The 24,926-nt window shown below is 60.4% G+C and carries 26 protein-coding genes; 17 read left to right on the top strand and 9 right to left on the bottom strand.

All coding sequences use genetic code 11. From position 1 onward, the window contains the following. Positions 1-4: 4 nt before the first annotated feature. Both ACP15N_RS10905 and ACP15N_RS10900 read right to left on the bottom strand, forming a co-directional pair. The gene (locus ACP15N_RS10905) at positions 5-1,447 is read right to left on the bottom strand and encodes a COG4223 family protein (RefSeq protein ID WP_425092302.1); all 1,443 of its coding nucleotides are present in this window, start codon (positions 1,445-1,447) and stop codon (positions 5-7) included. A 54-nt stretch (positions 1,448-1,501) separates the two neighbouring features. Continuing rightward, positions 1,502-2,227 (bottom strand): uroporphyrinogen-III synthase, encoded by a 726-nt coding sequence (locus ACP15N_RS10900; protein ID WP_425092301.1) that lies wholly within the window; start codon positions 2,225-2,227, stop codon positions 1,502-1,504. A gap of 45 nt (positions 2,228-2,272) precedes the next feature. Here ACP15N_RS10900 and tsaD point away from each other — a divergent pair, with 45 nt between their 5' ends. From tsaD to ACP15N_RS10880, 4 genes are read left to right on the top strand one after another with little or no spacing between them, the layout of a single operon-like run. Next, entirely contained in the window at positions 2,273-3,355 is a 1,083-nt protein-coding gene (tsaD, locus tag ACP15N_RS10895; protein WP_425092300.1) for a tRNA (adenosine(37)-N6)-threonylcarbamoyltransferase complex transferase subunit TsaD, read from the top strand. Beyond that, positions 3,352-4,311: an NAD(P)H-dependent glycerol-3-phosphate dehydrogenase gene (locus ACP15N_RS10890; protein ID WP_425092299.1), complete on the top strand. Its 960-nt coding sequence runs from the start codon at positions 3,352-3,354 to the stop codon at positions 4,309-4,311. Before tsaD ends, ACP15N_RS10890 begins: the two co-directional genes overlap by 4 nt. 1 nt (position 4,312) lies before the next feature. Further along, entirely contained in the window at positions 4,313-4,585 is a 273-nt protein-coding gene (locus ACP15N_RS10885; RefSeq protein WP_425092298.1) for a YciI family protein, read from the top strand. Beyond that, positions 4,585-5,007, top strand: a complete 423-nt coding sequence (locus ACP15N_RS10880; RefSeq protein ID WP_425092297.1) for an EVE domain-containing protein — start codon at positions 4,585-4,587, stop codon at positions 5,005-5,007. Before ACP15N_RS10885 ends, ACP15N_RS10880 begins: the two co-directional genes overlap by 1 nt. Before the next feature lie 15 nt (positions 5,008-5,022). Here the strand turns inward: ACP15N_RS10880 and ACP15N_RS10875 are convergent, their stop codons facing one another. Then, positions 5,023-5,583 (bottom strand): hypothetical protein, encoded by a 561-nt coding sequence (locus tag ACP15N_RS10875; protein WP_425092296.1) that lies wholly within the window; start codon positions 5,581-5,583, stop codon positions 5,023-5,025. A 278-nt stretch (positions 5,584-5,861) separates the two neighbouring features. On the opposite strand from ACP15N_RS10875, the gene ACP15N_RS10870 reads away from it, so the two are divergent. Genes ACP15N_RS10870 through ccmI form a run of 4 tightly spaced genes read left to right on the top strand, consistent with a single transcriptional unit; the run spans position 5,862 to position 10,080 of the window. Then, positions 5,862-7,859, top strand: coding sequence for a heme lyase CcmF/NrfE family subunit (locus ACP15N_RS10870; RefSeq protein WP_425092295.1), 1,998 nt, complete (start codon positions 5,862-5,864; stop codon positions 7,857-7,859). Between the two features lie 3 nt (positions 7,860-7,862). Next, positions 7,863-8,426 (top strand): DsbE family thiol:disulfide interchange protein, encoded by a 564-nt coding sequence (locus ACP15N_RS10865; protein WP_425092294.1) that lies wholly within the window; start codon positions 7,863-7,865, stop codon positions 8,424-8,426. Next, positions 8,426-8,911 (top strand): cytochrome c-type biogenesis protein, encoded by a 486-nt coding sequence (locus tag ACP15N_RS10860; RefSeq protein ID WP_425092293.1) that lies wholly within the window; start codon positions 8,426-8,428, stop codon positions 8,909-8,911. Before ACP15N_RS10865 ends, ACP15N_RS10860 begins: the two co-directional genes overlap by 1 nt. Further along, complete coding sequence (ccmI, locus tag ACP15N_RS10855) at positions 8,908-10,080, top strand: c-type cytochrome biogenesis protein CcmI (protein WP_425092292.1); 1,173 nt, start codon at positions 8,908-8,910, stop codon at positions 10,078-10,080. The genes ACP15N_RS10860 and ccmI overlap by 4 nt, the downstream gene beginning before the upstream one ends. Before the next feature lie 6 nt (positions 10,081-10,086). On the opposite strand, the gene ACP15N_RS10850 is transcribed toward ccmI, so the two are convergent. From ACP15N_RS10850 to ACP15N_RS10840, 3 genes are read right to left on the bottom strand one after another with little or no spacing between them, the layout of a single operon-like run. After that, positions 10,087-12,186 (bottom strand): protein-disulfide reductase DsbD family protein, encoded by a 2,100-nt coding sequence (locus ACP15N_RS10850; RefSeq protein ID WP_425092291.1) that lies wholly within the window; start codon positions 12,184-12,186, stop codon positions 10,087-10,089. A gap of 8 nt (positions 12,187-12,194) precedes the next feature. Beyond that, positions 12,195-12,986 (bottom strand): DsbA family protein, encoded by a 792-nt coding sequence (locus ACP15N_RS10845; RefSeq protein WP_425092290.1) that lies wholly within the window; start codon positions 12,984-12,986, stop codon positions 12,195-12,197. Between the two features lie 49 nt (positions 12,987-13,035). Continuing rightward, positions 13,036-13,590 (bottom strand): L,D-transpeptidase, encoded by a 555-nt coding sequence (locus ACP15N_RS10840; protein ID WP_425092289.1) that lies wholly within the window; start codon positions 13,588-13,590, stop codon positions 13,036-13,038. A 219-nt stretch (positions 13,591-13,809) separates the two neighbouring features. On the opposite strand from ACP15N_RS10840, the gene ACP15N_RS10835 reads away from it, so the two are divergent. Continuing rightward, positions 13,810-14,535, top strand: coding sequence for a DsbA family protein (locus ACP15N_RS10835; protein WP_425092288.1), 726 nt, complete (start codon positions 13,810-13,812; stop codon positions 14,533-14,535). A 3-nt stretch (positions 14,536-14,538) separates the two neighbouring features. Here the strand turns inward: ACP15N_RS10835 and ACP15N_RS10830 are convergent, their stop codons facing one another. Next, the gene (locus ACP15N_RS10830; RefSeq protein WP_425092287.1) at positions 14,539-14,739 is read right to left on the bottom strand and encodes a cation transporter; all 201 of its coding nucleotides are present in this window, start codon (positions 14,737-14,739) and stop codon (positions 14,539-14,541) included. A gap of 320 nt (positions 14,740-15,059) precedes the next feature. On the opposite strand from ACP15N_RS10830, the gene ACP15N_RS10825 reads away from it, so the two are divergent. The 7 genes from ACP15N_RS10825 to ACP15N_RS10795 all read left to right on the top strand — a co-directional run bounded on the left by ACP15N_RS10825 (position 15,060) and on the right by ACP15N_RS10795 (position 22,403). Next, complete coding sequence (locus tag ACP15N_RS10825) at positions 15,060-16,799, top strand: AMP-binding protein (RefSeq protein WP_425092286.1); 1,740 nt, start codon at positions 15,060-15,062, stop codon at positions 16,797-16,799. A gap of 49 nt (positions 16,800-16,848) precedes the next feature. Then, positions 16,849-17,619, top strand: a complete 771-nt coding sequence (locus ACP15N_RS10820; RefSeq protein WP_425092285.1) for a methyltransferase family protein — start codon at positions 16,849-16,851, stop codon at positions 17,617-17,619. Then, positions 17,612-18,340: a bifunctional 2-polyprenyl-6-hydroxyphenol methylase/3-demethylubiquinol 3-O-methyltransferase UbiG gene (ubiG, locus tag ACP15N_RS10815; RefSeq protein ID WP_425092284.1), complete on the top strand. Its 729-nt coding sequence runs from the start codon at positions 17,612-17,614 to the stop codon at positions 18,338-18,340. Before ACP15N_RS10820 ends, ubiG begins: the two co-directional genes overlap by 8 nt. Further along, a complete protein-coding gene (locus ACP15N_RS10810) occupies positions 18,340-18,747 on the top strand; it encodes a DUF4149 domain-containing protein (protein ID WP_425092283.1) in 408 nt (135 codons plus the stop codon). The genes ubiG and ACP15N_RS10810 overlap by 1 nt, the downstream gene beginning before the upstream one ends. A gap of 263 nt (positions 18,748-19,010) precedes the next feature. After that, complete coding sequence (locus ACP15N_RS10805; RefSeq protein WP_425092282.1) at positions 19,011-20,057, top strand: TRAP transporter substrate-binding protein; 1,047 nt, start codon at positions 19,011-19,013, stop codon at positions 20,055-20,057. A gap of 90 nt (positions 20,058-20,147) precedes the next feature. Then, a complete protein-coding gene (locus tag ACP15N_RS10800) occupies positions 20,148-20,951 on the top strand; it encodes a TRAP transporter small permease subunit (RefSeq protein ID WP_425092281.1) in 804 nt (267 codons plus the stop codon). A 3-nt stretch (positions 20,952-20,954) separates the two neighbouring features. Beyond that, positions 20,955-22,403 carry a TRAP transporter large permease gene (locus tag ACP15N_RS10795; RefSeq protein ID WP_425092280.1) on the top strand — a complete coding sequence of 483 codons (1,449 nt, stop codon included), beginning with the start codon at positions 20,955-20,957 and terminating at the stop codon, positions 22,401-22,403. Positions 22,404-22,458: 55 nt separating this feature from the next. Here ACP15N_RS10795 and ACP15N_RS10790 read toward each other — a convergent pair whose 3' ends face one another. Both ACP15N_RS10790 and ACP15N_RS10785 read right to left on the bottom strand, forming a co-directional pair. Further along, a complete protein-coding gene (locus ACP15N_RS10790; protein WP_425092279.1) occupies positions 22,459-23,472 on the bottom strand; it encodes a Gfo/Idh/MocA family protein in 1,014 nt (337 codons plus the stop codon). Beyond that, complete coding sequence (locus tag ACP15N_RS10785; RefSeq protein ID WP_425092278.1) at positions 23,469-24,542, bottom strand: isocitrate/isopropylmalate dehydrogenase family protein; 1,074 nt, start codon at positions 24,540-24,542, stop codon at positions 23,469-23,471. Before ACP15N_RS10785 ends, ACP15N_RS10790 begins: the two co-directional genes overlap by 4 nt. Before the next feature lie 80 nt (positions 24,543-24,622). Between ACP15N_RS10785 and ACP15N_RS10780 the strand changes: the two genes are divergently transcribed. Then, positions 24,623-24,913, top strand: coding sequence for a putative quinol monooxygenase (locus ACP15N_RS10780; protein ID WP_425092277.1), 291 nt, complete (start codon positions 24,623-24,625; stop codon positions 24,911-24,913). Positions 24,914-24,926: the final 13 nt, after the last annotated feature.

The raw sequence follows: 24,926 nt of genomic DNA, 5'->3' as shown, positions 1-24,926 counted from the left end.
GCCCTCAGTTCGAAATCAGTTCAGCGGCGAGCGCGTCACGCGCGGCCACGGCATCGACGCGGGCTTGCGCGTCAGCGATCCAGTCAGCCATCGCGGCCTGCCCTTCGGCGGGCAAGGTCGCAAGTTCGGTCAGGACGACGTCGAATTGTGCACTGGAGACAGCTTCCTGAGCGCGTGCCAGAACGGCATCCGGGTCATCACCCTCGCGGGCCTCGAGCGATCGTGCACCCACCTGCGCCTGAAGGAAGGCCATGAAACGATCGGTCGGCGCATCGCCGACGGTGACTTTCAACGACTCGCTCAATCCGGCGCGCGCCGCTGCGGGAAACCCGCGCTGCAACTCCAACACGGTCGAAACGCCGGTCTCAGAAACGGCCGTAAGCGCATCGGGCACCGGGACGGTGATGCTCGCCAGCGACGGCGCCAGCGGTGTACCACTTTCCAAAGCGGACGTTATGTTCGCCAAAGCGGCGCGATTGGTTGCCTCGTCCACGGCGGCTTGCGTTTCCTGCTGCAAGGCGCCGGCCCGGTTGCGCACCTCGTCCATCTCAGCCCGTGCTTGTGCAGCCATCTCTTGCAGCTGGGCCTGCATCTCGGCGTTTGCGTTTTGCTGTTCCTGAAGCCGCGCTTGAAGGGCCGCAACTGCCGCGCTGCTCGCGTCTGAGCTTTCAACGGGCATTTCGGCTATTGCGTCCAATTCCGATTGCATTCCAGACAAGAGCCCGGTTTGCGCTTCGATTTCGGACTGGAGTTCACCGACCTCGGCCTGAACTTCTACAATGGTCGTCTGTACGGCGGCAAGTCCATCGCCGAGCGGGCCGATGCGTGGATCTTCGGTGTTCATGTCGGACACCAGACCGCGCACGGAGGCGATCTGGTCTTCCAATGCGCTGATCTGCGCACGCTCTTCTTCAAATGTTTCGACATCCCCAGCGGACAGGACACCCTGATCAATCAAATAGTAGCACAATCCGAAACCGAGGCCTGCGGCGACGACACCGCCGAGGAACGGCGCGAAGAATCCGCTGCGCTTTTCCTGCTGCGGTGCGACCGCCGCGGGAGGCGTTTCGTTCCGGGCGACGTCTGGCTCGAGCTCCGGTTCTGGGCCGTGTATGGTGTCGTTTTCGGTCGCGGCATCGACCTTGTCCGACGCAGCTTCGGTTGCCTCGTTAACGAGTTCGGCGTCCTCGATCTCAGGTTCCTCGGACGCCTCGTGGGGTTTCCCGTCTCGGTCGGCGACCATATCGTCGGTCTCGCTGGAGCTAAGGTCGGTTTCGGTATCGTCTGGCCCAAGTGGTGTCTCCGGTTCAACGTCGGTGGGATCGCGATCTCCAGCCTTCGCAGACGTGTTTTGCGTTGTCTCAGGCGCGTTGGCGTCTGTCTCCAATCCGTCGGGCGTCTCGGTTTCGGGTTTCGACTTTGGATCAGACACAGGGGGCATCCTCATACAACTTCCTGGGGCCGTGCGAATCCTCCAACCCAGAAACGCACCAGCGACATGCTAACCAGACGCCCCTCCCGTCTCAAGGCGAATGGCCTTTAATTCTTGACAGAGCAGCGCGTGCAGCGCCTTGGCGTCAGGGCGCGCGGCAGTTTTGCACACCGCGTAGCGCCCGTCTGTCACCTGTTTTGAAACGGCTTTGCTCAGGCAAATCAGATGCGCCTTTGGGGCAGACGGACAGGCGGCCCGGAAAAGCGCTGCCGTCCGGGGCGAGAACAGCGGAACGAGCGAGGGTGTGTTCCCTGTCAGTACGCTCAGAGCCTCCGGCGTCAGCGGACGGGCCTGTTGAGTGTAGAGGCAAAGCGCGCGGCAGGACTTGCCTGCACCGATCAGGCGCGCAGTGACATCGCCCCGCGTATGCGCCCCGTGGATGTGGACAAACGGGCCCGGCGCGTGCGCCGCCATTTGCACCAGATCATCGGCGGTGCCGCGCGCGCTCCGGGCATCGAACCCGGCAGCACGCGCCGCTTGCGCGGTCCTGTCCCCGACGCAGAGCGCCTTTTGACCGCGTGTTCCTCCGTCTTGCGCGACCAGTGCCGCAACGCCGTTCTCTGACGTGAAAAGAAGTGTCTCTTGCGGTAAAATCGCCTCCGACAAACGGTGAAAATCCATTTCGAGCAAGGGGCTGAACACCGCGCGCGTGCTGTCGGGCAGCGTCTTCGCAAATCGCTCTGACTGTGCTTGGGCACGGGTCAGGATCACGGGGACGCGGTGTTGTGCGGACATGGTCCCGGTGTTACCTGCGGTCTGACCACCACGCAAGGTGCCCGCATGAGCCACGAACTGACCGTTTTAGGGATAGAAAGCAGTTGCGATGATACCGCAGCAGCAATTCTGCGCACGCGTTCAGACAGTGCTCAGGTTGCCTCGTCGGTCGTGTTTGGTCAGACGGAAGTGCACGCGCCATACGGCGGTGTCGTCCCGGAGCTTGCAGCCCGTGCCCATGTTGAAAAACTTGATCTTGCCGTCACCGAAGCCCTGAACAGGGCAGAAATGCAGCTCGCCGATATCGACCTCATTGCCGTAACTGCAGGCCCGGGCCTGATTGGCGGGGTTCTGTCCGGCGTAATGCTTGCAAAAGGCCTATCGGTGTCGACAGGCATTCCTTTCATTGGTGTGAACCACCTTGCAGGACATGCCCTGACCCCGCGGTTTACGGACGATTTCGTGTTTCCCTACCTGATGCTCTTGGTGTCGGGCGGGCACTGCCAGTTTCTGCGCGTTGACGGGGCCGAGGCGTTCGTGCGTCTGGGGGGTACGATCGACGACGCCCCGGGGGAGGCATTCGACAAAACAGCAAGATTGCTTGGGCTGCCGCAGCCCGGGGGTCCGGAGGTGGAGTCTGCTGCAAAAGCCGGCGATCCGACCCGATATACGTTTCCCCGCCCGCTGTTGGATCGGGCCGGGTGCGATATGTCCTTCTCGGGGCTCAAGACCGCCCTGTTGCGCGCGCGCGACGCGATCGTGGCAGACAAGGGTGGGATGACATCGCAGGATCGCGCCGATTTGTGTGCAGGGTTTCAGGCTAGCATTGTCGATGTCCTGATTGAAAAGTCACATCGTGCGCTTGCAAACTGTCCGGAGGTCACCGGGTTTGCGGTTGCAGGCGGCGTGGCCGCAAATCAGGCCGTTCGAGCGGGTCTTGAGGCCCTGGCAATGGCTTCGAATGTTCCGTTTGCGGCCCCGCCGCTGAAGTTCTGCACCGACAACGCCGCAGTTATCGCCTGGGCCGGGGCGGAAGCATACCGCGCCGGACAACGGTCGGACCTAGGCCTGTCGGCACGCCCGCGATGGCCGCTGGACCAGACGGCTCCAGCGCTTCTTGGGTCCGGCAAAAAAGGGGCGAAGGCATGATCCGGGTCGATATCACGGGCGCAGGCGCTTTCGGGTCTGCCCTGGCGATTGCGTTGGCGCGCGCCGGGCGTGAGGTGACCCTTTGGGCGCGCGATGCAGAGCAAGCCGAGGCAATGACCCGCACCCGCCGTGTTGCCCGGCTCCCGCAGGTCACGTTGCCGGAGGATGTGGTGGTAACGGCCGATCCCGATGCTCTGACCGCGCAAACCCGGCTTCTTGCCGTGCCGATGCAGGCGCTGTCGGGTCATGTGACGGCGGTTCCTGCGCCGGCGGGTACAGCCTTGGTTGCATGTTGCAAGGGCCTTGATCTGGCAACAGGGCAGGGGCCGACCGCAGTGATCCGAAAAAATTGCCCGGATGCGGCTCCAGCCATCCTCACCGGCCCCAGTTTCGCGGCGGACATCGCCCGCGGCTTGCCCACGGCCCTGACATTGGCCACGCCGGAGGCCGCGCATGCGAAAGTGCTGCAGCGCGCGCTTTCGACAGATGTGCTGCGTGTGTATCGAACCTCCGATACCGTCGGCGCCGAACTTGGCGGGGCACTGAAGAACGTTGTCGCTATCGCCGCAGGTCTCGTGATCGGCGCGGGTCTGGGCGAGTCCGCGCGCGCCGCGCTCATGACCCGCGGGTTTGTGGAGATGCAGCGCTTCGCTTTGGCCATGGGCGCACGGTCGGATACGTTGCTCGGCCTCTCGGGTTTCGGAGACATGGTTCTGACAGCCACGTCTACGCAATCCCGGAACTTTCTGTTTGGGAAGGCTCTTGGAGCCGGGGAGGATTTGCCCCAGGGGCTGACCGTGGAAGGGCGTGCCACTGCGGCGGCCGTAGCGCAGCTTGCGGCGGAGCACGGCCTCGACATGCCGATCTGCACGATGGTATCGGCAGTTCTGGACGAGACATTGACACTGCGCGAGGCGATGGAACGCCTTTTGTCCCGAGATCTACGAGAGGAATGATATGCTGATTGCCCTGACCGCCATCGACAAACCCGGGGCGCTTGAGCTTCGCAAAGCCAACCGCGAGGCGCATGTCGCGTATCTGAAAGCGTCGGGCGTGGTGCAGCAGGCTGGTCCGTTCCTGTCCAACACCGGCGAGATGTGCGGATCTCTGATCATCCTCGACGTGGAAGACATGGAGGCCGCTCAGGCTTTCGCCGCGGGCGATCCCTACGGCAAAGCCGGATTGTTTGAGAGTGTGGAACTGCGCCATTGGAACCGGGTGATCGGCTGATGCAATACTGGCTGTTCAAGTCCGAGCCCGACACGTGGTCATGGGATCAACAGGTCGCCAAGGGCGATGTTGGCGAGGAATGGGATGGCGTGCGCAACTACCAGGCACGTAATTTCATGCGCGAGATGAAGCTGGGGGACAAAGGCTTCTTCTATCACAGCCAGAAGGACAAAGCCGTCGTCGGTACGGTCGAAGTCTGCGCTGAGATACATCCCGACAGCACCACCGACGATCCACGCTGGGAGTGCGTCGATATCCGCGCGCTTGGCCCCTTTGTACGGCCTGTGACCTTGCAGGAGATCAAGGGAACCGAGGCGTTGGCCGAGATGGTTCTGGTCAACAACTCACGCCTGTCCGTACAGCCCGTGACCGAGGCCGAATGGCGGATCGTGTGTGAGATGGGCGGGGTTGCACCTCAATAACTGCTGCACGCGATTTTACTGGGGTTTTTGTTTGAACATTCCCGGAAACGCGCCTTGTACGTACCTAGGGTCTAAAAGACAGCCTGCGGAAAATGATGCAAAGCAGCTGGTGGTTGACGCGTACGCAAACTGAAAAATGGCGATTGGCATACCATGAAGTCGTGATCCATCGTTCGTGGGGTCGAAGCTAATTGGAACAAACAAAATAGTCGCAGCTACTACTTGGAGTAAGGGAACAAGCTTGAAACCGAAGCTTCCATCTCGAACCAAAGAACCGTGAGGTCCGTGTTTGAAGCGCATTGCTTGCATCAAGAAGACCATCAACCAAGACAGTCCAAGAATGGCTATCAGCTTTTGAATAACAATGGTTGCCGCTAAAGCGTCTACTGCTTCAGGGTTGCCATAAAACTCGTCGAGTTTCGCGAAGTGGGCCTGCCAAGCTTCCAAGCGGAACAGGTCGCGAGGGTTTTCAGCGACGAAAGCGGTCGTTTCGAGCGGGTAAGCGAGGCTAAGCAGAAACACACCAAGCAAGCACAGCCAAACCCGCGCTAAGCTTTTTTTCGGTGGAGGATGCATCGCGCCGCTCTTGTTTTTCGATTGGGCCAGTCCAGCGGCCGTCGGGTTTGATCATAGTGGTATAGATGAATGGGGCTTCAGCATGGCGGCGAAACCCGTATTTTCCTTGCACCTTTGTCGCAGTTTCATCGGAATCCGTGGCGCGCGGGTGGTTGCTTCCCTATCTTTGCCGCATCTGGCAAGAGGAGGCTGTCACGCGAGTGTGACACGGCGTGCCATCGGGTCCGGTTGACCTTTCGGCTGCTGAAACCGCCAAACTTGGCCAAGGAGGACACGCGATGATTCCAGAGATTGGTCAATTTGCCCTGATGCTGGCGCTGGCCGCCGCGCTTGTGCAGTCGGTGTTGCCGATCCTCGGCGCGTCACGCGGCAAGGTGATGTGGATGCAAAGCGCCATCCCTACGGCGTTGGTGCAGTGTTTTCTTCTGGCCGTTGCATTTGCAGCGCTGATGCGATCCTTCATCGTTTCGGACTTCACAGTCGTGAATGTCGTTGCGAACTCTCACTCTCTCAAGCCGATGCTCTACAAGGTCGCCGGAACATGGGGCAGTCACGAAGGTTCCTTGCTGCTTTGGGTGTTGATACTTGCGATTTTCGGAGCCGGGGTCGCCTTGCTCGGCAAGAATATTCCCGCAAGCCTAAAGGCGCGCACGCTGTCCGTGCAGGCATGGATATCGGTCGGGTTTCTATCCTTCATGATTTTCACGTCGAACCCGTTCGACCGGATGTATCCGCCGCCGATGGACGGAAATGACCTCAACCCGCTGTTGCAGGATATCGGCCTCGCGCTGCATCCCCCGCTGTTGTACCTTGGTTATGTTGGCTTCTCGATCGTGTTCTCCTTCGCCGTGGCTGCGCTTATTGAAGGCCGCGTTGACCCGGCGTGGGCCCGCTGGGTCCGCCCCTGGACCCTGGCGGCCTGGATCAGCCTGACCGGCGGCATCGCACTTGGCTCCTGGTGGGCCTATTACGAGCTTGGCTGGGGCGGCTGGTGGTTCTGGGACCCGGTAGAGAACGTCTCGTTCATGCCATGGCTTTTGGGCACGGCCCTGTTGCACTCCGCAATCGTGACCGAGAAACGCGACACGTTCAAAAGCTGGACGATCCTCCTGGCGATCCTGACCTTCTCTTTATCCTTGCTGGGCACGTTCATCGTGCGGTCTGGCTTGCTGACATCGGTGCACGCGTTTGCGGTGGATCCGGAGCGCGGCGTCTACATTCTGGGCTTGCTTGGCATTTCGATCGGGGGGTCGCTGGCGCTCTACGCATGGCGCGCACCTCAACTTGAAGGTGGTGGTCTTTTCACGCCGATCTCCCGAGAGGCAGGTTTGTTGATGAACAACCTGTTGCTGGCTACGGCGACAGCGGCAGTGCTATTCGGCACCCTGTACCCGCTGTTTCTGGAGGCCATAACCGGCGACAAGATCTCCGTCGGCCCACCTTTCTTCAACGCGGCCTTCATACCGCTGATGCTGCCTCTGGTGTTCCTGATGGGACTGGGCCCGTTCATGAGTTGGAAACGCGCGGATTTGCCGGGGGCTTTGCAGCGCCTCAAGCTTGCGATGGCGGTGGCCCTGGCAGCAGCGCTGTGGGCATGGTGGCGCGATACGGATGGCCCGGTGATGGCGATCATAGCCATGGGTGTGGGCGGCTGGTTGTTCATCGCCTGCGCACGGGAGTGGACGTCTCGGATCAAGCTGGGAGCGGTTCCGTTTGCCGAAAGCATACGCCGTGCGAGAAACCTGCCGCGTGCAGCCCACGGTATGACGCTCGCGCATATGGGTGTGGCCCTGTTGATCCTCGGCATGGTCGGGTCCTCTGCCTGGAAAGAAGAGCAAGTGCTCTTTGCGGGTCCGGGCACCGTCGTCGAGGTCGCTGGGTTCGAAGTGCGGTTTGACGGTGTCGCGCGCGTGCGCGGGCCGAACTACGTGTCGGACATGGGCAGCCTGACAGTCTTCCGCGACGGAGAGATGATCACGACCCTAGATCCGGAGCGCCGCTGGTACCCGGTGGCACAGATGCAGACGACCGAAAGCGCCATCCGCTCCACGCTCGCAGGGGATCTCTACGTCACGATCGGAGAGCCAGCAGCGGACCAGGCGTCAGGCCAGTGGACCTTGCGGGTTCTGTATGAGCCGTTCGTCAATTTTCTCTGGATCGGAACAGTGTTCCTTGTGATCGGCGGGTGCTTCTCGCTTACGGACCGCCGCTTGCGTGTGGGTGCACCGCGCCGGTCAAAGGCGGCCCCGCCGCCGCAAGCCACCCCTGCGGAGTAGGTCATGAAACGCATCTTGCTGTTCCTGCCGGTTGCGATTGTCGGCGTCCTGTTCGGGTTTTTCTATTGGGGCCTGAACCCCGACCGTGATCCCAATGCAATCCCGTCGGTGCTGATCTCGCAACCGGCACCGCAATTCGACCTGCCAGCGGTCGAGGGTACGGCAACACCGGGCTTGTCGGTTGCCGATATCAAATCCGCTGGAGAGCCAGTGCTCGTCAATGTCTTCGCGTCGTGGTGCGTGCCCTGTCGGGCGGAGCACGTCGTTCTGACCAGACTGGTTGAACAGGATGGCGTGCGGCTGATGGGAATAAACTACAAGGACAAACCGGCAGATGCAGCGGCATGGCTGGATGAACTTGGAAATCCGTACGAGCGTATTGGCTCGGACTTCTCGGGCCGTGTCGGCATCGAATGGGGGCTTTCCGGCGTTCCGGAAACCTTCGTGATCGATACAAACGGGACCGTCGTCTATCGCTATGTCGGACCGATTGTTGACACCGGCGCGGTGGACGACATCAAAACGGCCTTGCAGCAGGCGCGCGCCCAAGCCGGTGGGGGCGTCTGATGATCAGCCGGATCCTGCTTGTTTTCGCGATGCTTTGCGGCCTTTCGGTGCCGGGCCTTGCCGTGCAGCCGGACGAAATCCTCGCGGACCCGGCTCTGGAGGAACGCGCGCGAGAGATCTCCAAGGAATTGCGCTGCGTGGTCTGCCAGAACGAGCCGATCGACAGTTCGAACGCCGGGGTTGCGCGCGATCTGCGCTTGTTGGTCCGCGAGCGTTTGGTTGCAGGCGATAGCGATGAGCAGGTGCTCGATTATATAGTGGCCCGCTATGGGGACTACGTGCTGTTCCGGCCGCCCTTCAAACCGTCTACATACGCGCTGTGGATCGGTCCGTTTGCCATTATGGCGCTGGGCGGGATCGGTGTGGCGGTGATGCTGGCGCGTCGTCCCAGACGTATCGACGCTGGTGCCGTCGCGCTGAGCGCCGAAGAAGAGGCGGCGGTAGATGCGCTGCTCGATGAAAAGAACGAGGGACGACAGGGATGATCTGGGCAATTGGCGGTGGTCTTGCGGCGCTGACGGCGCTGGCCTTTCTGGTGCCGGTCTTTCGCCGCCGCCGCGCGATGCTGGGTCGGGACGAAAGCGCGCTGGAGATTTTCAAGGATCAATTGTCGGAGGTTGACCGGGATGCCGCGCGCGGGTTGATCTCGGGCGATGAAGCCAAGGCCGCCCGCTCCGAGATCAAGCGCCGTATGCTCACCCTGACCCGGTCGTCCGGCGATGCACCCGCAAGTGATGGAAGCGGCGGCACAGCTTTGATGATTGTTGCTGCGCTTGCGATCCCGGCGATGGGCTTCTGGCTCTATTCCATTCGTGGTGAGCCTTCGATCCCGAGTGTTCCGTTTGCCGAACGCGCCGCCGAACAAGAAGAAGCGACCGAGGTGGCGCAACTTGCCGCGACGCTGCGCAATCGCTTGTTGGAGGACCGTGATGGCGGGCCGACGGACGGATGGCTGCTGCTTGGGCAAACGTACATGCGCATGGGGCGAACCGACGACGCCGTCGAGGCGTTTTCCAGGATCGCCGAGCGGCCCGACGCAACCTCCATGGTGTTTTCGCAGTATGCCGAAGCTCTGATTGCCGCTGAAAATGGCGTGGTCACGCCCCGCGCCGCGCAAGCAATCCAACGTGCCGTTCAACTGGACCCTCGCAACCCGGCCGGAACCTACTATCAGTCGCAGTTTCTTGCCCAGGAAGGACGCCTGCGTGAGGCGCACGGTTTGCTGATTGCGCGCCTGAGGACGGCGGATGGTTTCCAGCCTTGGATGGAGTTCTTCGTCCGGCAGGCGAACCAGCTGGCCGAAGAGTTCGGCGGTACGCCCGTCAGCCTAACAGACTTCGCCCCGATGATGCAGGGCGGCGGTAGCGCGATCCCCGGTCCGACCGCCGAGGACATGGAAGCTGCACAAGAGATGTCGGACGCTGATCGTGCGGAGTTCGTGCAGTCAATGGTGGATCGTCTTGCGACGCGGCTTGAACAGGAGCCGGACGATCTGGAGGGATGGCTCCGCCTTGCCCGCGCCTACACCGTTCTGGGTGAGGCCGAAGGCGCGGCACGGGCTGCATCGACGGCCCGAGCTTTGGCGGACGGATTGCCCGAAGGCGATCCAGGTCGCGCGGCCACAACGGCTGCCTTGAATGCACTGGGACTCTAGAGCCGCTTAGCGGCTGGCCACTTGCGCACCACTTGCCGTGGTCAACGCCTCCATAACTGCGTCCGCGGACAGCAGTTCCGGCAGCGGGAGACCCTCAGGAGCGCCCGGCCCGTAGACGACATTGAACGGGATGCCGAAGCGACCGAAGTCTTGCAGGAACCCAGCGATCAGATCGCTTGGGCGCGTCCAGTCGGCCTGCATCGCCACGACACCGTCTTGCGCCAAGACAGACGCGACGGGGTCGCGGTCCAGAACAAGAGCCTTGTTGGCCTTGCACGTCAGACACCAGTCAGCGGTCACATCGACGAATACCACGGTCCCTTGGGACACCATCCGCGCAATCTCTCCCCTGTCGAACCCCGCCCATTCCGTTTCGGCGCCTGTTGCCACCAGGATCGGAGCGGGTTTGATCACTGCCGGGACGGCGAGCGCAAGCACGGCTACCGCGGCGGCAACGCCGGCGCGTACCTTGCCCAACGCGCGACCTACGGGCGAAAAGAGGACGATCAGAAGCCCGGTCATTACGGCCATTGCCACAGCCGCGCGCGGGCCGGCAACGCCGAGCAGAACCCACAAGAGCCACGCGGCGGTGAGTGCAAGCAGCCCCCCGAGGACGATCTTCAGAACTGTCATCCAACGCCCCGGTTTCGGCAGCATACGAACAAGACCGGGTTTTGCTGCGACCAGCAGATAAGGCAGGGCGAGGCCCAGACCGAGCGCGGTGAAAATCACCACGATATCAACGGGACGACCCGCCATGGCGAATGCAATTGCGGTGCCCAGAAACGGCGCGGAACATGGGGTTGCCAGGATCGCGGCAAAGGCGCCCGTTGCAAAATCGCCGCCGTAGCCGCCACCGGACCCCGCGCCGGATAAACGGGTCATCAGCCCAGAGGGGAGGTTGATCTCGAACAGGCCCAGCATATTGGCGGCGAAGACCGCGATGATCAGCAGCAAGACGCCAAGAAAGATCGGGTTCTGGAATTGAAGGCCCCATCCAACTGTCATCCCCATGCCGCGGGCCGCAAGGGTGGCTATTGCGAGGACCCACATGAAGGTCAACACGCCCAGTGCAGACATCAGAAACCCACCCCGTACCCGCGCAGCAGAATGGTCAACGGCCTTGATGGCCGAGGCGAGCTTGATCGAAAGCACCGGGAGCACACAGGGCATCACGTTCAGGATCAAGCCACCGAGGATGGCAAGCAGCGCGATAGACAGAAGATCCGCAAAACTCGTCTGCGAGCCAACCAGTGCGAAGGGCGGGTTGGCCGGGGTGTCACTCAACGCAGGGCGCTGCGCGTCCACGGCCAGGGATCCGTCCGTCAGTGTGAGGCGCAGCATCTCTGCCTGCGTTTTCGGGTCGGTCACAGGGTCTGACAGGATAGGGAGCGACGCCCAAAGCAAGCGGTCTGCATCCCCGAGCCGAATATCGGGCGCGCCAAAGGCAACACCCTCTCCAAGTTCGGGAAAAACGTCGGGCGTGCTCCACCCGGTGGGATGCACCGCTTCGATCACCAGAGCTGCGCCATCATCGGTGAACGCGGCGCTGCGCAAGGCGACATCGCTGCGACTTATGTCATCGGGTATCAGATCGGCGGAGGCTGCAATCAGACTTGCTGCATTCGCGTCTATCCCCGATCCGAGGGGCAAGGACAGAGCCAGCTCCGCTTCTTCGGGGATGCAAATGTCTTCGCACACCAGCAAAAAGACCTTTGCCCGCAGTTCGGCAGGCGCGCCGGGATTCGATAGCGTGATATTCAGGGGCAGCGTGACCGCTTTTTCGTAGCCGAAGTTCTCGATCCCGAAGGCACGGAACCGCGTTGGTGCAGGCCACAGCATTTCAACGGACTCGAGGTTTTCTGAACCTGACCAATCAATCTCCGGGGGCAGTCCGACTTCGCCGGGTGAGCGCCAGTAGGCTTTCCATCCCTCGTCGAGTTCAATGTGTAAGCCCGCCGATACGAACCGAGCATTCGGGGCCACCCCATTTTCGGCGGTGACAAGCTGCATCTTCGTTGTCGGCCCATCGTGAACGTCCGAGGCCGCCGCGAAGGACACAGGGGCCGCGAGAATCCACGCCGCGATTGCAAGCAGAAATGGCACGATGACCTTCATGCGAATGCCGCGCAATTCGGGGCGGAGCCCTCGTCCGCTTCGAGCTGGATCAACCTCTCCAGCAGGGCATCTGTAACATTTCCCATGACCAGAGTTCGCCCAACAAGCGTACCAGGCGTGCCGATGATACCCAGCCGGGTAGCGAAAGATCGCGATTCTGCGATCTGACGGGACACTTCAGGCCCTGTGGCGTCTTGCATGAGCTGGTCTCCGTCAAGGTTCATGGATTTTGCGACCTCTCGAAGATAGTTTGGTTCGATCAAAAAAGCTGCGCCCATCAAGCGGTTGTGAAAGGCGATGTATGCGTCTTGTTGCCCCGCAGCGAGCGCGCCGCGCGCGCCCCACAGGCTGGCTTCGCCCAAAAGAGGCAGTTGGTGCACCTTCAACGTGATCTCACTTGCGCGTTGGTCTGCGAGGCGAAGAAGTCGTCGATCAAGCACCCGGCAGTATGGGCAGTTGTAGTCGGTGAAGACCGCAAGGGGAACGCGGGTGTCAAAGTCGTCGCCATAGAGAGCAGTGCAAGGATCATTCGGGATTACCGGGTCCGGCGTGTTCTTGTGTCCCACGGCATCGGGCACCTGCAGACCGACAAAAGGATCGAAGCCACCGCTGGTTGCAGCGCTGCTCGCGACCTGCCTGTATCCGGGCATGCCGTCTATCGGTCGGAATTCGATGTCATCGAGAGCGCGAGATCCGGACAGAATTGGCCAAAGGCCTTCCGTCCAGCCAACCGCCGCAGCTACCCCGCCACCCAGCACCAGCGCGCGTCGGGGCAATCTCAAAGGCATCCTGCTTCCTTGAACGAAGGGGCCGAGTATGCCCGCTTTAGGGCGTTGTTTACAGAACGGTGACGATCGACCCGCGGGGCACGCGTTCGTAAAGATCGATCACATGCTCATCGATCATCCGGATACACCCGTTCGAGGCAGACCGGCCAATTGACCAGGGTTCGGTTGTGCCGTGGATACGGAAATACGTATCGATGCCGTTCTGATAAAGATACAATGCGCGCGCGCCCAAGGGGTTGCCGGGCCCGCCAGGCACGCCATCCGCGTATTTTTCGTACTTGTGTGGTTCGCGCTCGATCATTTCGTCCGTCGGGCGCCAGTCAGGCCAGACGGCTTTGCGTTGGATTACGGCGTTGCCCTTGAACTCAAGACCGGCCTTGCCGACGCCGACACCGTAGCGCATCGCCTGATTGCCTGGCATCACGAAGTAGAGATAATGTGCTTGCGGCAGAACAAGAATCTGGCCCGGTTGGAAGGGATACCGGAGCGGCACGACCTGTGGCTCAAATCGGGGATCGAGCTGAAATCCTGATTGGGCAAACGTGGTTGACGGGGTTCCCAGCGCCGCTGCGCCAAGCGCCATAAATGCGCGTTTCGAAATCATACCAATCTCCTGACGTCACTTACCTGCCGACCGAACCGATTCTGTCGCAAACAAACGTGGTTTTATCATGGCCTTTCACGATTTTCAGCTTCACAACCGCGCGAGGGATGCGGCCAAAACCCGCCCGAGACCGCAAGGGCTTTGACGCCTTGGACGACTTCCGTCAGTGTTGCGCCAAATCCGCGCCATTTACGGCGCGCTCGACCTGAGGACCATGTTATGATCAAACGCCTTGCCCTTTCGTTAACGCTGGTGGCTGTGACTGCGCTACCGGCTCTGTCCCAGGACCTGAGCGAGGAGCGGATCAAGGAACTCGCACTCGAAGCGATTCTCGAGAACCCGCAGATCGTCATGGACGCCGTCGCCATCCTTCGGGAAAGGGACGCCGCTGCACAAGCGGCAACAGCGGCAGAAACGCTCGAAACGCAGCGCGCGCTTCTGGAGCAGGACGAGAATGCGCCGGTTCTCGGAAATCCCGATGGCGATGTCACGGTCATCGAGTTCTTTGACTACAACTGTCCCTACTGCCGCCGTGCCAAACCTGTGATCGAAGGCCTTTTGGCTGCCGATGACAGTGTTCGGATCGTGTTCCGGGAGTTTCCCATTCTCGGAGACGCGTCAGTCTTTGCGTCGCGCGCCGCACTCGCAGCACGTGAGCAGGGGCTCTACGAAGAGCTTCACTGGGGTTTGATGGGGCTGTCGGGCCGGATAACCGAGGCTGCCGTGATGACCGTTGCAGAAGAAGTGGGCATAGACACGGCGCAACTGCGTACCGATATGGAGTCGGCCGCCGTGTCGGAACATATCGAGACCTCGATGTCGCTGGCGCAGTCCCTCGGGATCACGGGAACGCCGTCGTTTGTTGTCGGGGATACCATTCTGCCCGGACTGGTGGACGAAGCGCGACTGATCGATCTGGTCGGTCAGGCCCGTTCCGACGGGTAAAGTTCAGCTGCGCACGTTTGCAGCGAAACCGATTTCGTTGAGGGCCATAAGCACTTGCGCGTCCGAAGCTTCCGTTTCGAGGCGCACGTACCTCAACTCGACATTGGCTTCGATTTTCGCCGCGGGATCAAGCGCTGTCAGGGCTGTACGGATCGAGCCTGAACACTTTGGGCAATACATTTCAGGCACGGCGAACATCTTCATCGTAATGTCCTTTCGCCTCCCAATGTGAGTCAACGCAGAAGCCGAAAACGGGTCAACGGTTTGTTAAGGATTTGCGACTTTACGCCCGCAAACTTCTCGCATTCTTGGGTCTTGTCGCAGCTGGTGAGTGCTACGGGCGCGAAAGAGTGGCGGGGTGCTGCGTAATTAGGCGTATCTGAAATGTACCTTGGTTGACATAACGTGCGTACGAATGGCACTTTAGTCCAATGCCCGCTGCTTCAGACCCAGCGAGTCTCAAGACCAAGAAAAATAGCCATCGCTTTAACGGCGGCACCCAACGACCAAACCGGGAGGATGCCGTGAAACAATCGGCCCGACTGACCCCTGCGATCGGTGCGCTGCGCGTGCCCGACGCGGGGCAGAGCTACGTCTACGGCGACACGACCACTCCGCTGCTGGAAATCACGATCCCAGCGCTGCTTTCCGGAACCGTTGACAGGTTTCCGGATCGTGAAGCTGCCGTGTTTGTCGAACACGGTATCCGGTGGACATACGACGACTTTCAACGCGAGGTCGACGCCCTTGCTGGCGGGCTTTTGCGCCTCGGCCTGAACAAAGGCGATCGTCTGGGGGTCTGGGCGCCAAATCGTCCCGAATGGCTATTGGCGCAGTTTGCCACGGCTCGGCTCGGCGTTATCCTCGTCAACGTGAACCCGGCTTACCGGACCAGTGAGCTGGAATTCGCACTGCGAAAAACCGGGTGCAAGGCTCTGATCCTGGCGCCGCGGTTCAAGGAGTCCGACTACGTCGCAATGATCAACGCGCTTGCGCCGGAGTTGATGCAGGCCAAACCCGGAACGCTGATCAGCGAGCGCCTGCCTGACCTGCGATCGGTGATTGTGATGGACGACATGCCACCGCCGGGATGCTTGTCGTTCCCTGACGTGGTCGATTGGGGGCGTGATGTGCCCTCTGCCGCGCTGGACGAGATTTCAGAGGGGTTGGACTGCAATGACCCAGTGAACATCCAGTTCACGTCTGGTACGACCGGACAACCCAAGGGCGCGACCCTCACGCATCGAAATATCGTCAACAATGCGCGCTTCGTGACAGATGCCATCGGTTTGACCGCTGAGGACCGCCTGTGCATCCCGGTGCCGTTCTACCACTGTTTTGGCATGGTGATGGGAACGCTCGGCTGTGTCACCAAGGGCGCCACGATCGTCGTTCCGGCCCAGGGATTCGATGCACGCACAACGCTTGCGACATTGGAAGATGAAGCCTGTACTGGGCTTTATGCAGTGCCGACAATGGTTGTCGCAATGCTTCAGCATGACGATTTCCCGGAGTTCGACTTGCATATGATGCGAACAGGCATCTTGGCGGGCGCTCCGGTTCCCATCGAAATCATGCGCCGTGTGCAATCCGAGATGCATATGGATGAGGTCACAATCGCCTACGGCATGACGGAGACCAGCCCGGTGTCGTTCCAATCCGCGGTGGATGATCCGTTGGAAAAGCGTGTTGCCTCGGTCGGGCGTATCCAGCCGCATGTCGAGGTCAAGATCGTCGACGCGACGGGGCAACCTGTACCGGTTGGTGCGCAGGGCGAGCTTTGGACCCGCGGTTACTCGGTAATGCAGGGGTATTGGGATGAGCCGGAGAAGACATCGGAGGCGATTGATGCTGACGGATGGATGCATACCGGCGACCTCGCGACTTTGGATGAAGAGGGGTTCTGCAAGATCACGGGTCGTCTGAAAGACATGATCATCCGTGGAGGCGAGAATATCTATCCACGCGAGATCGAAGAGTTTCTGTATACGCATCCCGATGTCAGCCAGGTGCAGGTTTTTGGTATCCCCGACCGTAAGTTCGGGGAGAGCGTTTGCGCCTGGATTGTACCAAAACCCGGGGCAACACCCTCCGAAGCCAGTATCGCGGCATTTTGCAAGGACCGGATCGCGCATTACAAAGTGCCGACAACGATCCAGTTCCGCGACAGTCTGCCCATGACGGTGACGGGAAAACCCCAGAAATTCGAAATGCGGGCCGCGATGGTGGTCGAACTCGGCCTGTCGGAAATCGAGACGGCCTGACGCATCCGCGCCAGCTAGACAGAACAGGTGCGCGCTCTACCTGACGGCAATGACCGAACAGCCGTTGTCAGATCGTGAACGGGTTGCGCTGGCAGTGACCTATGGCGTTGTGTGCCACGGGGTTTTCGCGTTGGCGGGGCTCGCAATGCTGATAGGCCTGTTCACCGGGATGCAAAGCGGGTTCGGGACATTGACCGGGCTCTGGGCTTGGGTCGCAAATGCGGCTCTTTTGCTGCAGTTTCCGCTGGGACATTCGTTTTTCCTGAGCGACCGCGGACGGCGCGTGCTGACACGGTTGGCGCCATTCGGGACCGGAAAAACGCTTGCGACGACCACCTATGCGACCTTGGCGTCACTCCAACTGCTGCTGCTGTTTACGATGTGGTCACCCTCAGGGGTTGTTCTCTGGGTCGCCGAAGGGGCTGCGTTGTGGCTCTTTTGCATGGCGTATGCCGCCAGTTGGGTTCTTCTGACCAAGGCGTCGTTCGACGCCGGCCCGACCGTGCAAGCAGGGTCGTTGGGATGGGTGGCCTTGCTCAGAAACGCACCACCGGTGTACCCCGACATGCCGGAACAGGGTCTGTTCCGCATCGTAAGGCAACCGATCTATGTCTCGTTTGCCCTGGTCCTGTGGTGCGTGCCGGTCTGGACCCCGGACCAGTTGATGATCGCGATCACCTACACCGCCTATTGCATTGCCGCCCCACGCCTGAAAGAGCGTCGATTTTCCCGATACTACGGGGACCGTTTTCACGCCTATCAGGCGCGGGTGCCGTATTGGCTGCCAAGACTGACACGAAGGAGAGCGCATGATGCCTGACGGATCAACCATTGTCCGTAACGACCTGAGTATCTACGACGCCGAGGCAGATCGGTGGTGGTCCGACGAAACCCGGTGGGTGCGCACTCTCAAGAACATGGTGCCGGGACGGCTGGCGTACTTTGACCGGTTTGTCCATTGGCCCGGCGCTCAGGTTCTCGACCTCGGTTGTGCGGGGGGATTCATGGCCGAAGCCATTGCAAAGAAAGGCGCTTGGGTCACGGGTATCGATCCCGCAGCGCAGGCGATCAGCGCCGCGCAAGCGCATGCTGCGGAAACCGGGCTGGAGATCCGGTACGACGTTGGGGTCGGTGAAGCGTTGCCGTACGATGACGACGCTTTTGATATCGTGGTTTGCGTCGACGTGTTGGAACACGTCGCGGATCTCTCCAAGGTCCTGTCTGAAGTCGACCGTGTCTTGAAACCGGGCGGCGTGTTTCTGTTCGATACCATCAACAGAAACCCGCTGGCACGGTTTGCCGTCATCACTTTGGCGGAGGACACGCTCGGACTGCTGCCGAAGGGCACGCACGATCCGGAGATGTTCATCAAACCGGACGAGTTGCGCACCGCCTTGGAGGCATCCGGGTTCGAGGTTGGCCCATTCACGGGCCTGGGACCACGAGGGCTGACACGCCGGGGGGATTTTACATTTGGGCGCCTGCCCGGAACGGCCATCATTTACATGGGCCATGCGGTCACACCGACCAAGGCCGAATAATGGAAAGCGCAGCGCTCCTGGCAACGGCCACGCTTTTTGGCGGCATGACACTCTATTCTTTCGGGTTCGCGCCGCTTTTGTTCGCGGAACTGCGGGCAGAGGCTGCGGGACGTCTGCTGCGCCGCGCGTTCCCCTGGTATTACCTGTTCATCATCGCGGTTTCCGCCCTTGGTGCCGGTCTGCTTTGGCCGCTGGATCGGTTATCGGTCGGGCTCATGATCGGAACGGCAGCGATAGCCCTGGTGGCCCGACAGGGGCTGATGCCCCGCATCAACAGCGCGCGCGACGCATTCACGGCGGGTGATGCCACGGCCAAGCGCAAGTTCGATATGTTGCACGGTCTGTCGGTTGCCCTGAACATGGTGCAGCTTGGGCTTGTGGCGTGGGTTCTGATCCGGTTTCTGTGAGCGGGTGGCATCGCCGGACTGCGTGAAATCTTCTGCGTCCGCATGGGGTTACCCCTTTCTGCGTAGTAGTGGGTATGCGCCGCAGTGTTTTTCTTGGCTATCCGTCTAAATGCCTGAAAACCAACAAGTAAATTTTCTTAGAAAGCGGGTTGTATTATAGGCCCGTTTTTTTGATGCTCGTGGGACGTATTTGGCCGGTTTCGGCCGTGTTCAAAGGTGGAAAAAACCACCAAAATACATGGTAAACCTAGGGAGGGAGATCCATGAAATTCAAAACGATGGCAGCAGCCTGCTGCCTTAGTATCGCTGCGTCCGGCGCTCAGGCGCAAGAGGTGCTCGAAATGACATCTGCGTTCGGTAAGAACCTGCCGATCCTCGGCACGGCGGCTGTCAACTTCACCGACAAGATCAACAGCATCTCCGAAAGCGTCGAGTTCGAGCATTTCGATCCCGGTGAGCTTGTGCCCGTTCTCGAAGCACTGGACGCCGTGTCCAGCGGCTCTGTCGATGCCGCGTACACAACCTCCGGCTACTGGCAGGGCAAGATGGATGCCGCAGGTCTGTTCGCGGCCGTTCCGTTCGGTCCCGAGCCGGGCGAAATGCTGGCATGGATGCTCTACGATGACGGTCTGACGCTGATGCGTGAGATGTATGACACCAATGGCTACAACGTGCACGTGATGCTCTGCGGCACCTACGCCCCGGAAACGTCCGGCTGGTTCAAGGAAGAAATCAACACCCTCGAGGACCTGCAAGGTCTGAACATGCGCTTCTTCGGCCTCGGCGCCGAAGTGATGCAAAAGCTGGGCGTCTCAACCTCTCTGCTGGCTGGTGGTGACATCTTCCCGGCGCTGGAGCGTGGCGCGATTGATGCGACTGAGTTCTCGATGCCCATCGTGGATGCGCGCCTGGGTTTCTACAACATCGCGAAGTTCAACTATTTCCCCGGCTGGCACCAGCCTTCGACCCTGTTTGAACTGCTGATCAACAAGGATCGCTGGGAAGAACTGGACGAGTTGAGCCAGAAGCAGATCGAGATCGCCTGCATGGCGAACATCACCGACAACTTTGCAGAAGGCGAAGCGCTTAACTTCCCGGCTATGGTCGAAAACGTGGAGAACCGCGGTGTCACCATCAAGCAGTGGACCCCGGAGCAGCTGCGCGCGTTCGAAGCCGCATGGCTCGAAGTGGCCGCCGAACTGGCTGAAGGTGACGAAATGTTCGCCAAAGCCTGGGCCGATCTGCAAGAGTTCCGCGAAGGCTACAAGACCTGGGGCAACAACATCTATCTGCCGCGTCCCTGGAACTAAGCCGCTGACAAAAACTTGAGCCGGAGCGACCAATGGTGTCGCTCCGGCTTTCTCGCGCTCTTGGGATGGAGAGCGAAATCCGGAGGATGCATGGAACCTGTCGAAGACATCATAAAGCTCTCCGATCCCGGAGAGGTCGGTCGCGCCGAACACACGCGCGGCGACCGGTTCGTGGTTCAGGTCTCGAACGTCGCTGCTTGGCTGTTCCCGATCCTGATGATTGCGATCTGTGCGCAAGTCGTTTTGCGCAGTTCGGGTTTCAACCAGGCTTGGCTCGATGACTTGCAATGGTGGCTGTACGGCTCCGCTGTTCTAGTCGGGATCGCATATGCCGTGACCAATAATGCACATGTGCGGGTTGACATTTTCTTCGACAATTACCGCGAGGACAAGAAATCGAGGATTGAGATCTTTGGTCTTGTCTGGCTCTTCCTGCCTTTCATCATTCTGTGCTGGGATGTGACAGTCCACTATGCCATCGCCTCGGTCAGTGCAGATGAGGGCTCCGACAGCCCGAACGGGCTGCACAATCTATGGATTCTGAAGGTTTTCATGAATGTGGCCTTCATCTTCATCGGGGTTGCGATCTGGGCTGCTTACATCCGCTTCCTGAACAAGCTGACCGAACCGGTGCTTTGGAAGCAGTTGTTGTTCGCCTTCCCGTCGACCATGTTTCTGATCAATCTGATCGTCTTCTACGGAATCTGGTGGTTCCTGCGCCTGACAACTTCGGGCGAAGTCACGAACCGCGAGATTGGGCGGAACCCCATCTTCGGCGAACTTGAAGTCGGTGTTGAGGAGATTCCGTATACGATCATGATCACAGTGGTCGTCACCTTCCTGGTCATCGGACTGGCTTACCTGCGCGATCGCGCACGCGATACGGGGTACTGACGCATGTTCCTTCTGGAATTTCTGGGCCAGTTTCTGACCCTCAACGAATTCGCTGTTCTTGCCATGTTCGGCGTTTTCATCTTTCTGCTGTTTCGCGGGATTCCCGTTGCGTTTGCATTGGTCGGCGTCAGCCTGATCTTTGCGCTGATCGCAGAGATCTTTCTCGACCCGAACCGGGCCGCGTTCCGGGATATCATCGAGTTTGATCGAACGGGTATCGACTATCAGCGTCTGCAGGTTCTGTCCGGTCGTCTGTTTGGGAACATCGTGAAGAACCCGGTCCTGGTGGCGCTGCCGATGTTCATCTTCATGGGGCTCATGCTGGATCAGTCCGGTGTTGCACAGCGCATGATGCAGTCGATGCAGAAACTGTTTGGTGGCCTGCGCGGTGGACTTTCGCTGACCGTGATGTTGATCGGTATCATCCTCGCAGCGTCGACCGGGGTGATTGGCGCGTCCGTCACCTTGCTCGGGGTGATGGCTCTGCCAGCGATGATGGCACAGAATTACTCGAAACCGATCGCAACCGGCACGATTGCCTCAGCCGGCACGCTCGGCATTCTGATCCCGCCGTCCATCATGCTGGTGATCATGTCTGACCAGCTGGCGATCAGCCTTGGTGATCTGTTCATGGGTGCTCTTTTTCCGGGGCTGATTCTTGGCGCTCTCTATATCACGTTCATTGTGACATACGGCCTGATCAACCCCAAGGCGATGCCCGCGCCACCACAGACCGACGAGGTCGGCTGGGATGTCGTTAAGGAGGTGCTTCTGGCCGTGGTGCCGCCGATGTTCCTGATCCTTCTGGTTCTCGGATCCATCTTTGCGGGCTTCGCGACACCGACCGAGGCGTCGGGTCTCGGCGCGCTCGGCGCGACGCTGCTGGCGCTCTTCAATGGTAGATTGAACTACAAGGTTCTCAAGGAGGTCAGCAGATCCACCCTCAACACCTCCGGCTATATCGTGGGTATCTTCCTTGCGGCGAATTTCTTTGCCCTCATCATGCGCCGATACGGGGGCGATGAGATTATTCAGGGGTATGTCCTGTCGGCCTTCAGCGATCCGTACATGATTGTTCTGTTCATCCTGTTCATCATTTTCCTGCTCGGATTCCTGCTGGACTGGATTGAAATCACCATCATCATCATGCCGTTGATGTTGCCGATCATTCAGGGCCTTGAACTGGCGGTGCCGGGCTTCGATCAGGTCCGTGATCCAGCGGTCGTCTGGTTTGCGATCCTCGTGGCGGTAACGTTGCAAACGAGCTTCCTGACGCCACCGGTGGGCTTTGCGCTCTTCTACCTAAAGGGCGTCTGTCCACCCGGCGTGAGCCTGGGTCACATCTACCGTGGGATCATCCCGTTCGTGATCCTACAGCTGGTCGGTCTGTTCATCGTGTTTGAGTTCCCGGCATTGACGACGTGGTTGCCCGCGGTCGCCTATGCTGACTAGCGGAGCCGGCTGATTAAATCAGTAGTAGGGCGGTCCACGTGGGCCGCCCTTTTTTTCAGGACAGAACCATCCGAGCCCGCGCCTCTGCCGAGGCATAGACAGCTTCCTCGATCTCGCGCACCACCATGTAGTCGGACGCAAGGTTCTCGAACGACCCATCCCCGGCCATCGCGCGCACGACGTGGTTCTGCAACGCGTAGACACAATCGCCCGCAAAGCCGGAGTACGATGCGGCGGGTAGAAGTGTTTTTTCAGCCGTTGCGCCAAAGGCGCGCGTTGTGACAGACCCGTCGCCCCTTAGTGCGAGTGTCGCCTCTGTCCCTTCGAGCAAGGCCTCTCCAAAGGTCAGTCGGGCGTCTTGCGTGGCGTGGTCCAGCGTTCGGTTCGCATCGAAGAGCGCGCGCGAACCATTTGCGTAGTCGAACAGGATGTATCCGGCGTCTTCCCCCGCGATGGCTGGGTTCTCGCGTCGTAAATCTGCATAAACACCCGATGCCTCGCCCAGCAGGTAGCGAAATGTATCGACCCAGTGCACGCCGGTCTCATGGACCAGGAACCGTGGCATCTTTTGAAAGTAGGGTTGCCGGGCAAGGTATGCTTCTGGCCCCCGCCCGTCGCCCGTTCGCATGCGGAACGTGAACTGCCGGACGTCGCCCACTGATCCAGCCTCGATCGCGGTACGCATTGCCCGATACCATGGCTGAAACCTGAAGTTCTCATGAATGATCAGAGGTACATCCGCCGCGTCCGCCTCTGCTGCCACGGCGCGCGCTTCCTGCAGTGTCTCGCAAAAGGGTTTCTGGCAAATGATCGCGCGCACTCCCGCGGTCAGGGCTTCTCTGATGGCGTCGGCATGAGTGGAGGGGGGCGTGACGATGTCTAGAACGTCTGGTTCTTGTACCCTGAGCATGACGCCCAGATCTGCGTAGGCAGCAGCCCCACTGCGGGCCGCAAGACCAGGATTGCGATCTGCAACCGCGCTCAGTTCGGCCCCGTCGATCCTGCGCCAGGCGTCATGGTGAAACTGGGCGAAATACCCGGCGCCAAGGCACGCAACTCGTAAGGTCACAGCGCGGCCCCGACTGCCTCGGCCACCTGTTGCGTGGTCGCAGACCCGCCAAGGTCTCCGGTCAGGACCTCTTTCGACTGCAACACGCGCTCCACGGCCTCCCGCAGGCGCGTGCCGTCTGCGGCCAGTGCGGGCAGGTCTCGTTCTACAGCGAGCCAGTCCAGCATCATCGCTGCGGACAGGATCATCGCCATCGGGTTTGCAATCCCCTTGCCCGCAATGTCCGGAGCGGTTCCATGGCAGGGTTGGAAGACCGCGTTGGCGTCGCCGATATCTGCGGATGGTGCCAGCCCCAGCCCGCCCATCAACCCTGCGCCAAGGTCGCTCAGGATATCGCCGAACATGTTTTCGGTCACAAGGACGTCAAATGCGGCGGGCTTCTGCACCATCCAAAGCGCCATTGCATCGACATACGCGTGATCCGCGCCCAGGTCCGGATGGTGCGCGGCTTCGGCGTCGAAGATCTCGCGGAACCACGCAAATGCGCGAAAGACGTTGGCTTTGTCGACACATGTTACGCGGCCCGGCCCACGCCCGGAGTCGCGCCGCTGACGTGCCAGCGCGAAGGCGAAACGACAGAGTTTCTCTGAGGTGGCTCTGGTGAGCTTCAGCGTCTCTGTCGCGTAGTCCTCGGTGACGGTGCCTTTTCCCTTGGTATGAAACAGGCCCTCGGTACTTTCGCGAATAAGCACGAAGTCCACGTCACCCGGGGCGCCAAGCGGGCTTGGATAACCCGGAGCGATACGCACAGGCCGGACCCCTGCATAGAGGTCCATCTCGAAGCGCAGATCGATTTGCGGTGTGATTTCTGTCCCGTCGGCGTACCTGACATCCGGCAAACCCATTGCCGACAGAAGGATTGCGTCAGCCGCCCGTGCCGCCGCAACGGAGGCTTTCGGCAGCGCGTCTCCGGTTTTGGCGTAGTGGCCGGCACCGGCTGCCAGTGTCTCAAACGTCAGGCTGTATTCGGAAGCCCTTGCGGAAAGTTTTCGGAGCAAGGCCACCGTTGGGGCCATGATCTCGGGGCCGATACCGTCCCCGTCGAATACCGCGATCTTCAATTCTGTCATGACTGTCCTCCCGCGGTGCAGTCTTGCCGTGACGCGCTGCATGCTGCAAGCAAGAGATCGAACGATTGACGAGGCAGGCCATGTACGCGGTTACCGTTACCTTTGAACTGATCCCCGGGGGTGCAGAGGCGTTCATGCCTCTGATGCTGGAGAATGCGCGCACGTCCCTTGCCGACGAGCCGGGTTGCCTGCGGTTCGATGTGTGCACGGACCCCGCAAGACCTGACGAAGTGTTCCTTTACGAGGTGTATTATGACCGGTCGATGTTCGACAGGCACCTGACTCTGCCGCACTTCGAACGCTTCGATTCTGCAGTGGCGGATCTGGTGCGCCACAAGACCATTCGGACCTTCGCACAGGTCCAGACGTGATTGGAAACCGGGG

This window comes from Tropicimonas sp. S265A, from assembly GCF_049800835.1.
In the GTDB taxonomy this organism is placed as follows: domain Bacteria; phylum Pseudomonadota; class Alphaproteobacteria; order Rhodobacterales; family Rhodobacteraceae; genus Dinoroseobacter.
This window is presented reverse-complemented; position numbering and strand designations above follow the sequence as displayed.

Excerpts from the sequence above, each read along its gene's own strand:
- ACP15N_RS10885 (WP_425092298.1), top strand. The coding sequence starts at position 4,313 with ATGCTGATTGCCCTGACCGCCATCGACAAACCCGGGGCGCTTGAGCTT.
- ACP15N_RS10800 (WP_425092281.1), top strand. The coding sequence starts at position 20,148 with ATGGAACCTGTCGAAGACATCATAAAGCTCTCCGATCCCGGAGAGGTC.
- ubiG (WP_425092284.1), top strand. The coding sequence starts at position 17,612 with ATGCCTGACGGATCAACCATTGTCCGTAACGACCTGAGTATCTACGAC.
- ACP15N_RS10865 (WP_425092294.1), top strand. The coding sequence starts at position 7,863 with ATGAAACGCATCTTGCTGTTCCTGCCGGTTGCGATTGTCGGCGTCCTG.
- ACP15N_RS10840 (WP_425092289.1), bottom strand. The coding sequence starts at position 13,590 with ATGATTTCGAAACGCGCATTTATGGCGCTTGGCGCAGCGGCGCTGGGA.
- ACP15N_RS10830 (WP_425092287.1), bottom strand. The coding sequence starts at position 14,739 with ATGAAGATGTTCGCCGTGCCTGAAATGTATTGCCCAAAGTGTTCAGGC.
- ACP15N_RS10780 (WP_425092277.1), top strand. The coding sequence starts at position 24,623 with ATGTACGCGGTTACCGTTACCTTTGAACTGATCCCCGGGGGTGCAGAG.
- ACP15N_RS10835 (WP_425092288.1), top strand. The coding sequence starts at position 13,810 with ATGATCAAACGCCTTGCCCTTTCGTTAACGCTGGTGGCTGTGACTGCG.
- ACP15N_RS10875 (WP_425092296.1), bottom strand. The coding sequence starts at position 5,583 with ATGCATCCTCCACCGAAAAAAAGCTTAGCGCGGGTTTGGCTGTGCTTG.
- ACP15N_RS10870 (WP_425092295.1), top strand. The coding sequence starts at position 5,862 with ATGATTCCAGAGATTGGTCAATTTGCCCTGATGCTGGCGCTGGCCGCC.
- ACP15N_RS10845 (WP_425092290.1), bottom strand. The coding sequence starts at position 12,986 with ATGCCTTTGAGATTGCCCCGACGCGCGCTGGTGCTGGGTGGCGGGGTA.
- ACP15N_RS10880 (WP_425092297.1), top strand. The coding sequence starts at position 4,585 with ATGCAATACTGGCTGTTCAAGTCCGAGCCCGACACGTGGTCATGGGAT.
- ACP15N_RS10795 (WP_425092280.1), top strand. The coding sequence starts at position 20,955 with ATGTTCCTTCTGGAATTTCTGGGCCAGTTTCTGACCCTCAACGAATTC.
- ACP15N_RS10900 (WP_425092301.1), bottom strand. The coding sequence starts at position 2,227 with ATGTCCGCACAACACCGCGTCCCCGTGATCCTGACCCGTGCCCAAGCA.
- ACP15N_RS10820 (WP_425092285.1), top strand. The coding sequence starts at position 16,849 with ATGACCGAACAGCCGTTGTCAGATCGTGAACGGGTTGCGCTGGCAGTG.
- ACP15N_RS10810 (WP_425092283.1), top strand. The coding sequence starts at position 18,340 with ATGGAAAGCGCAGCGCTCCTGGCAACGGCCACGCTTTTTGGCGGCATG.
- ACP15N_RS10860 (WP_425092293.1), top strand. The coding sequence starts at position 8,426 with ATGATCAGCCGGATCCTGCTTGTTTTCGCGATGCTTTGCGGCCTTTCG.
- ACP15N_RS10890 (WP_425092299.1), top strand. The coding sequence starts at position 3,352 with ATGATCCGGGTCGATATCACGGGCGCAGGCGCTTTCGGGTCTGCCCTG.
- ACP15N_RS10785 (WP_425092278.1), bottom strand. The coding sequence starts at position 24,542 with ATGACAGAATTGAAGATCGCGGTATTCGACGGGGACGGTATCGGCCCC.
- ACP15N_RS10905 (WP_425092302.1), bottom strand. The coding sequence starts at position 1,447 with ATGAGGATGCCCCCTGTGTCTGATCCAAAGTCGAAACCCGAAACCGAG.
- ACP15N_RS10805 (WP_425092282.1), top strand. The coding sequence starts at position 19,011 with ATGAAATTCAAAACGATGGCAGCAGCCTGCTGCCTTAGTATCGCTGCG.
- ccmI (WP_425092292.1), top strand. The coding sequence starts at position 8,908 with ATGATCTGGGCAATTGGCGGTGGTCTTGCGGCGCTGACGGCGCTGGCC.
- tsaD (WP_425092300.1), top strand. The coding sequence starts at position 2,273 with ATGAGCCACGAACTGACCGTTTTAGGGATAGAAAGCAGTTGCGATGAT.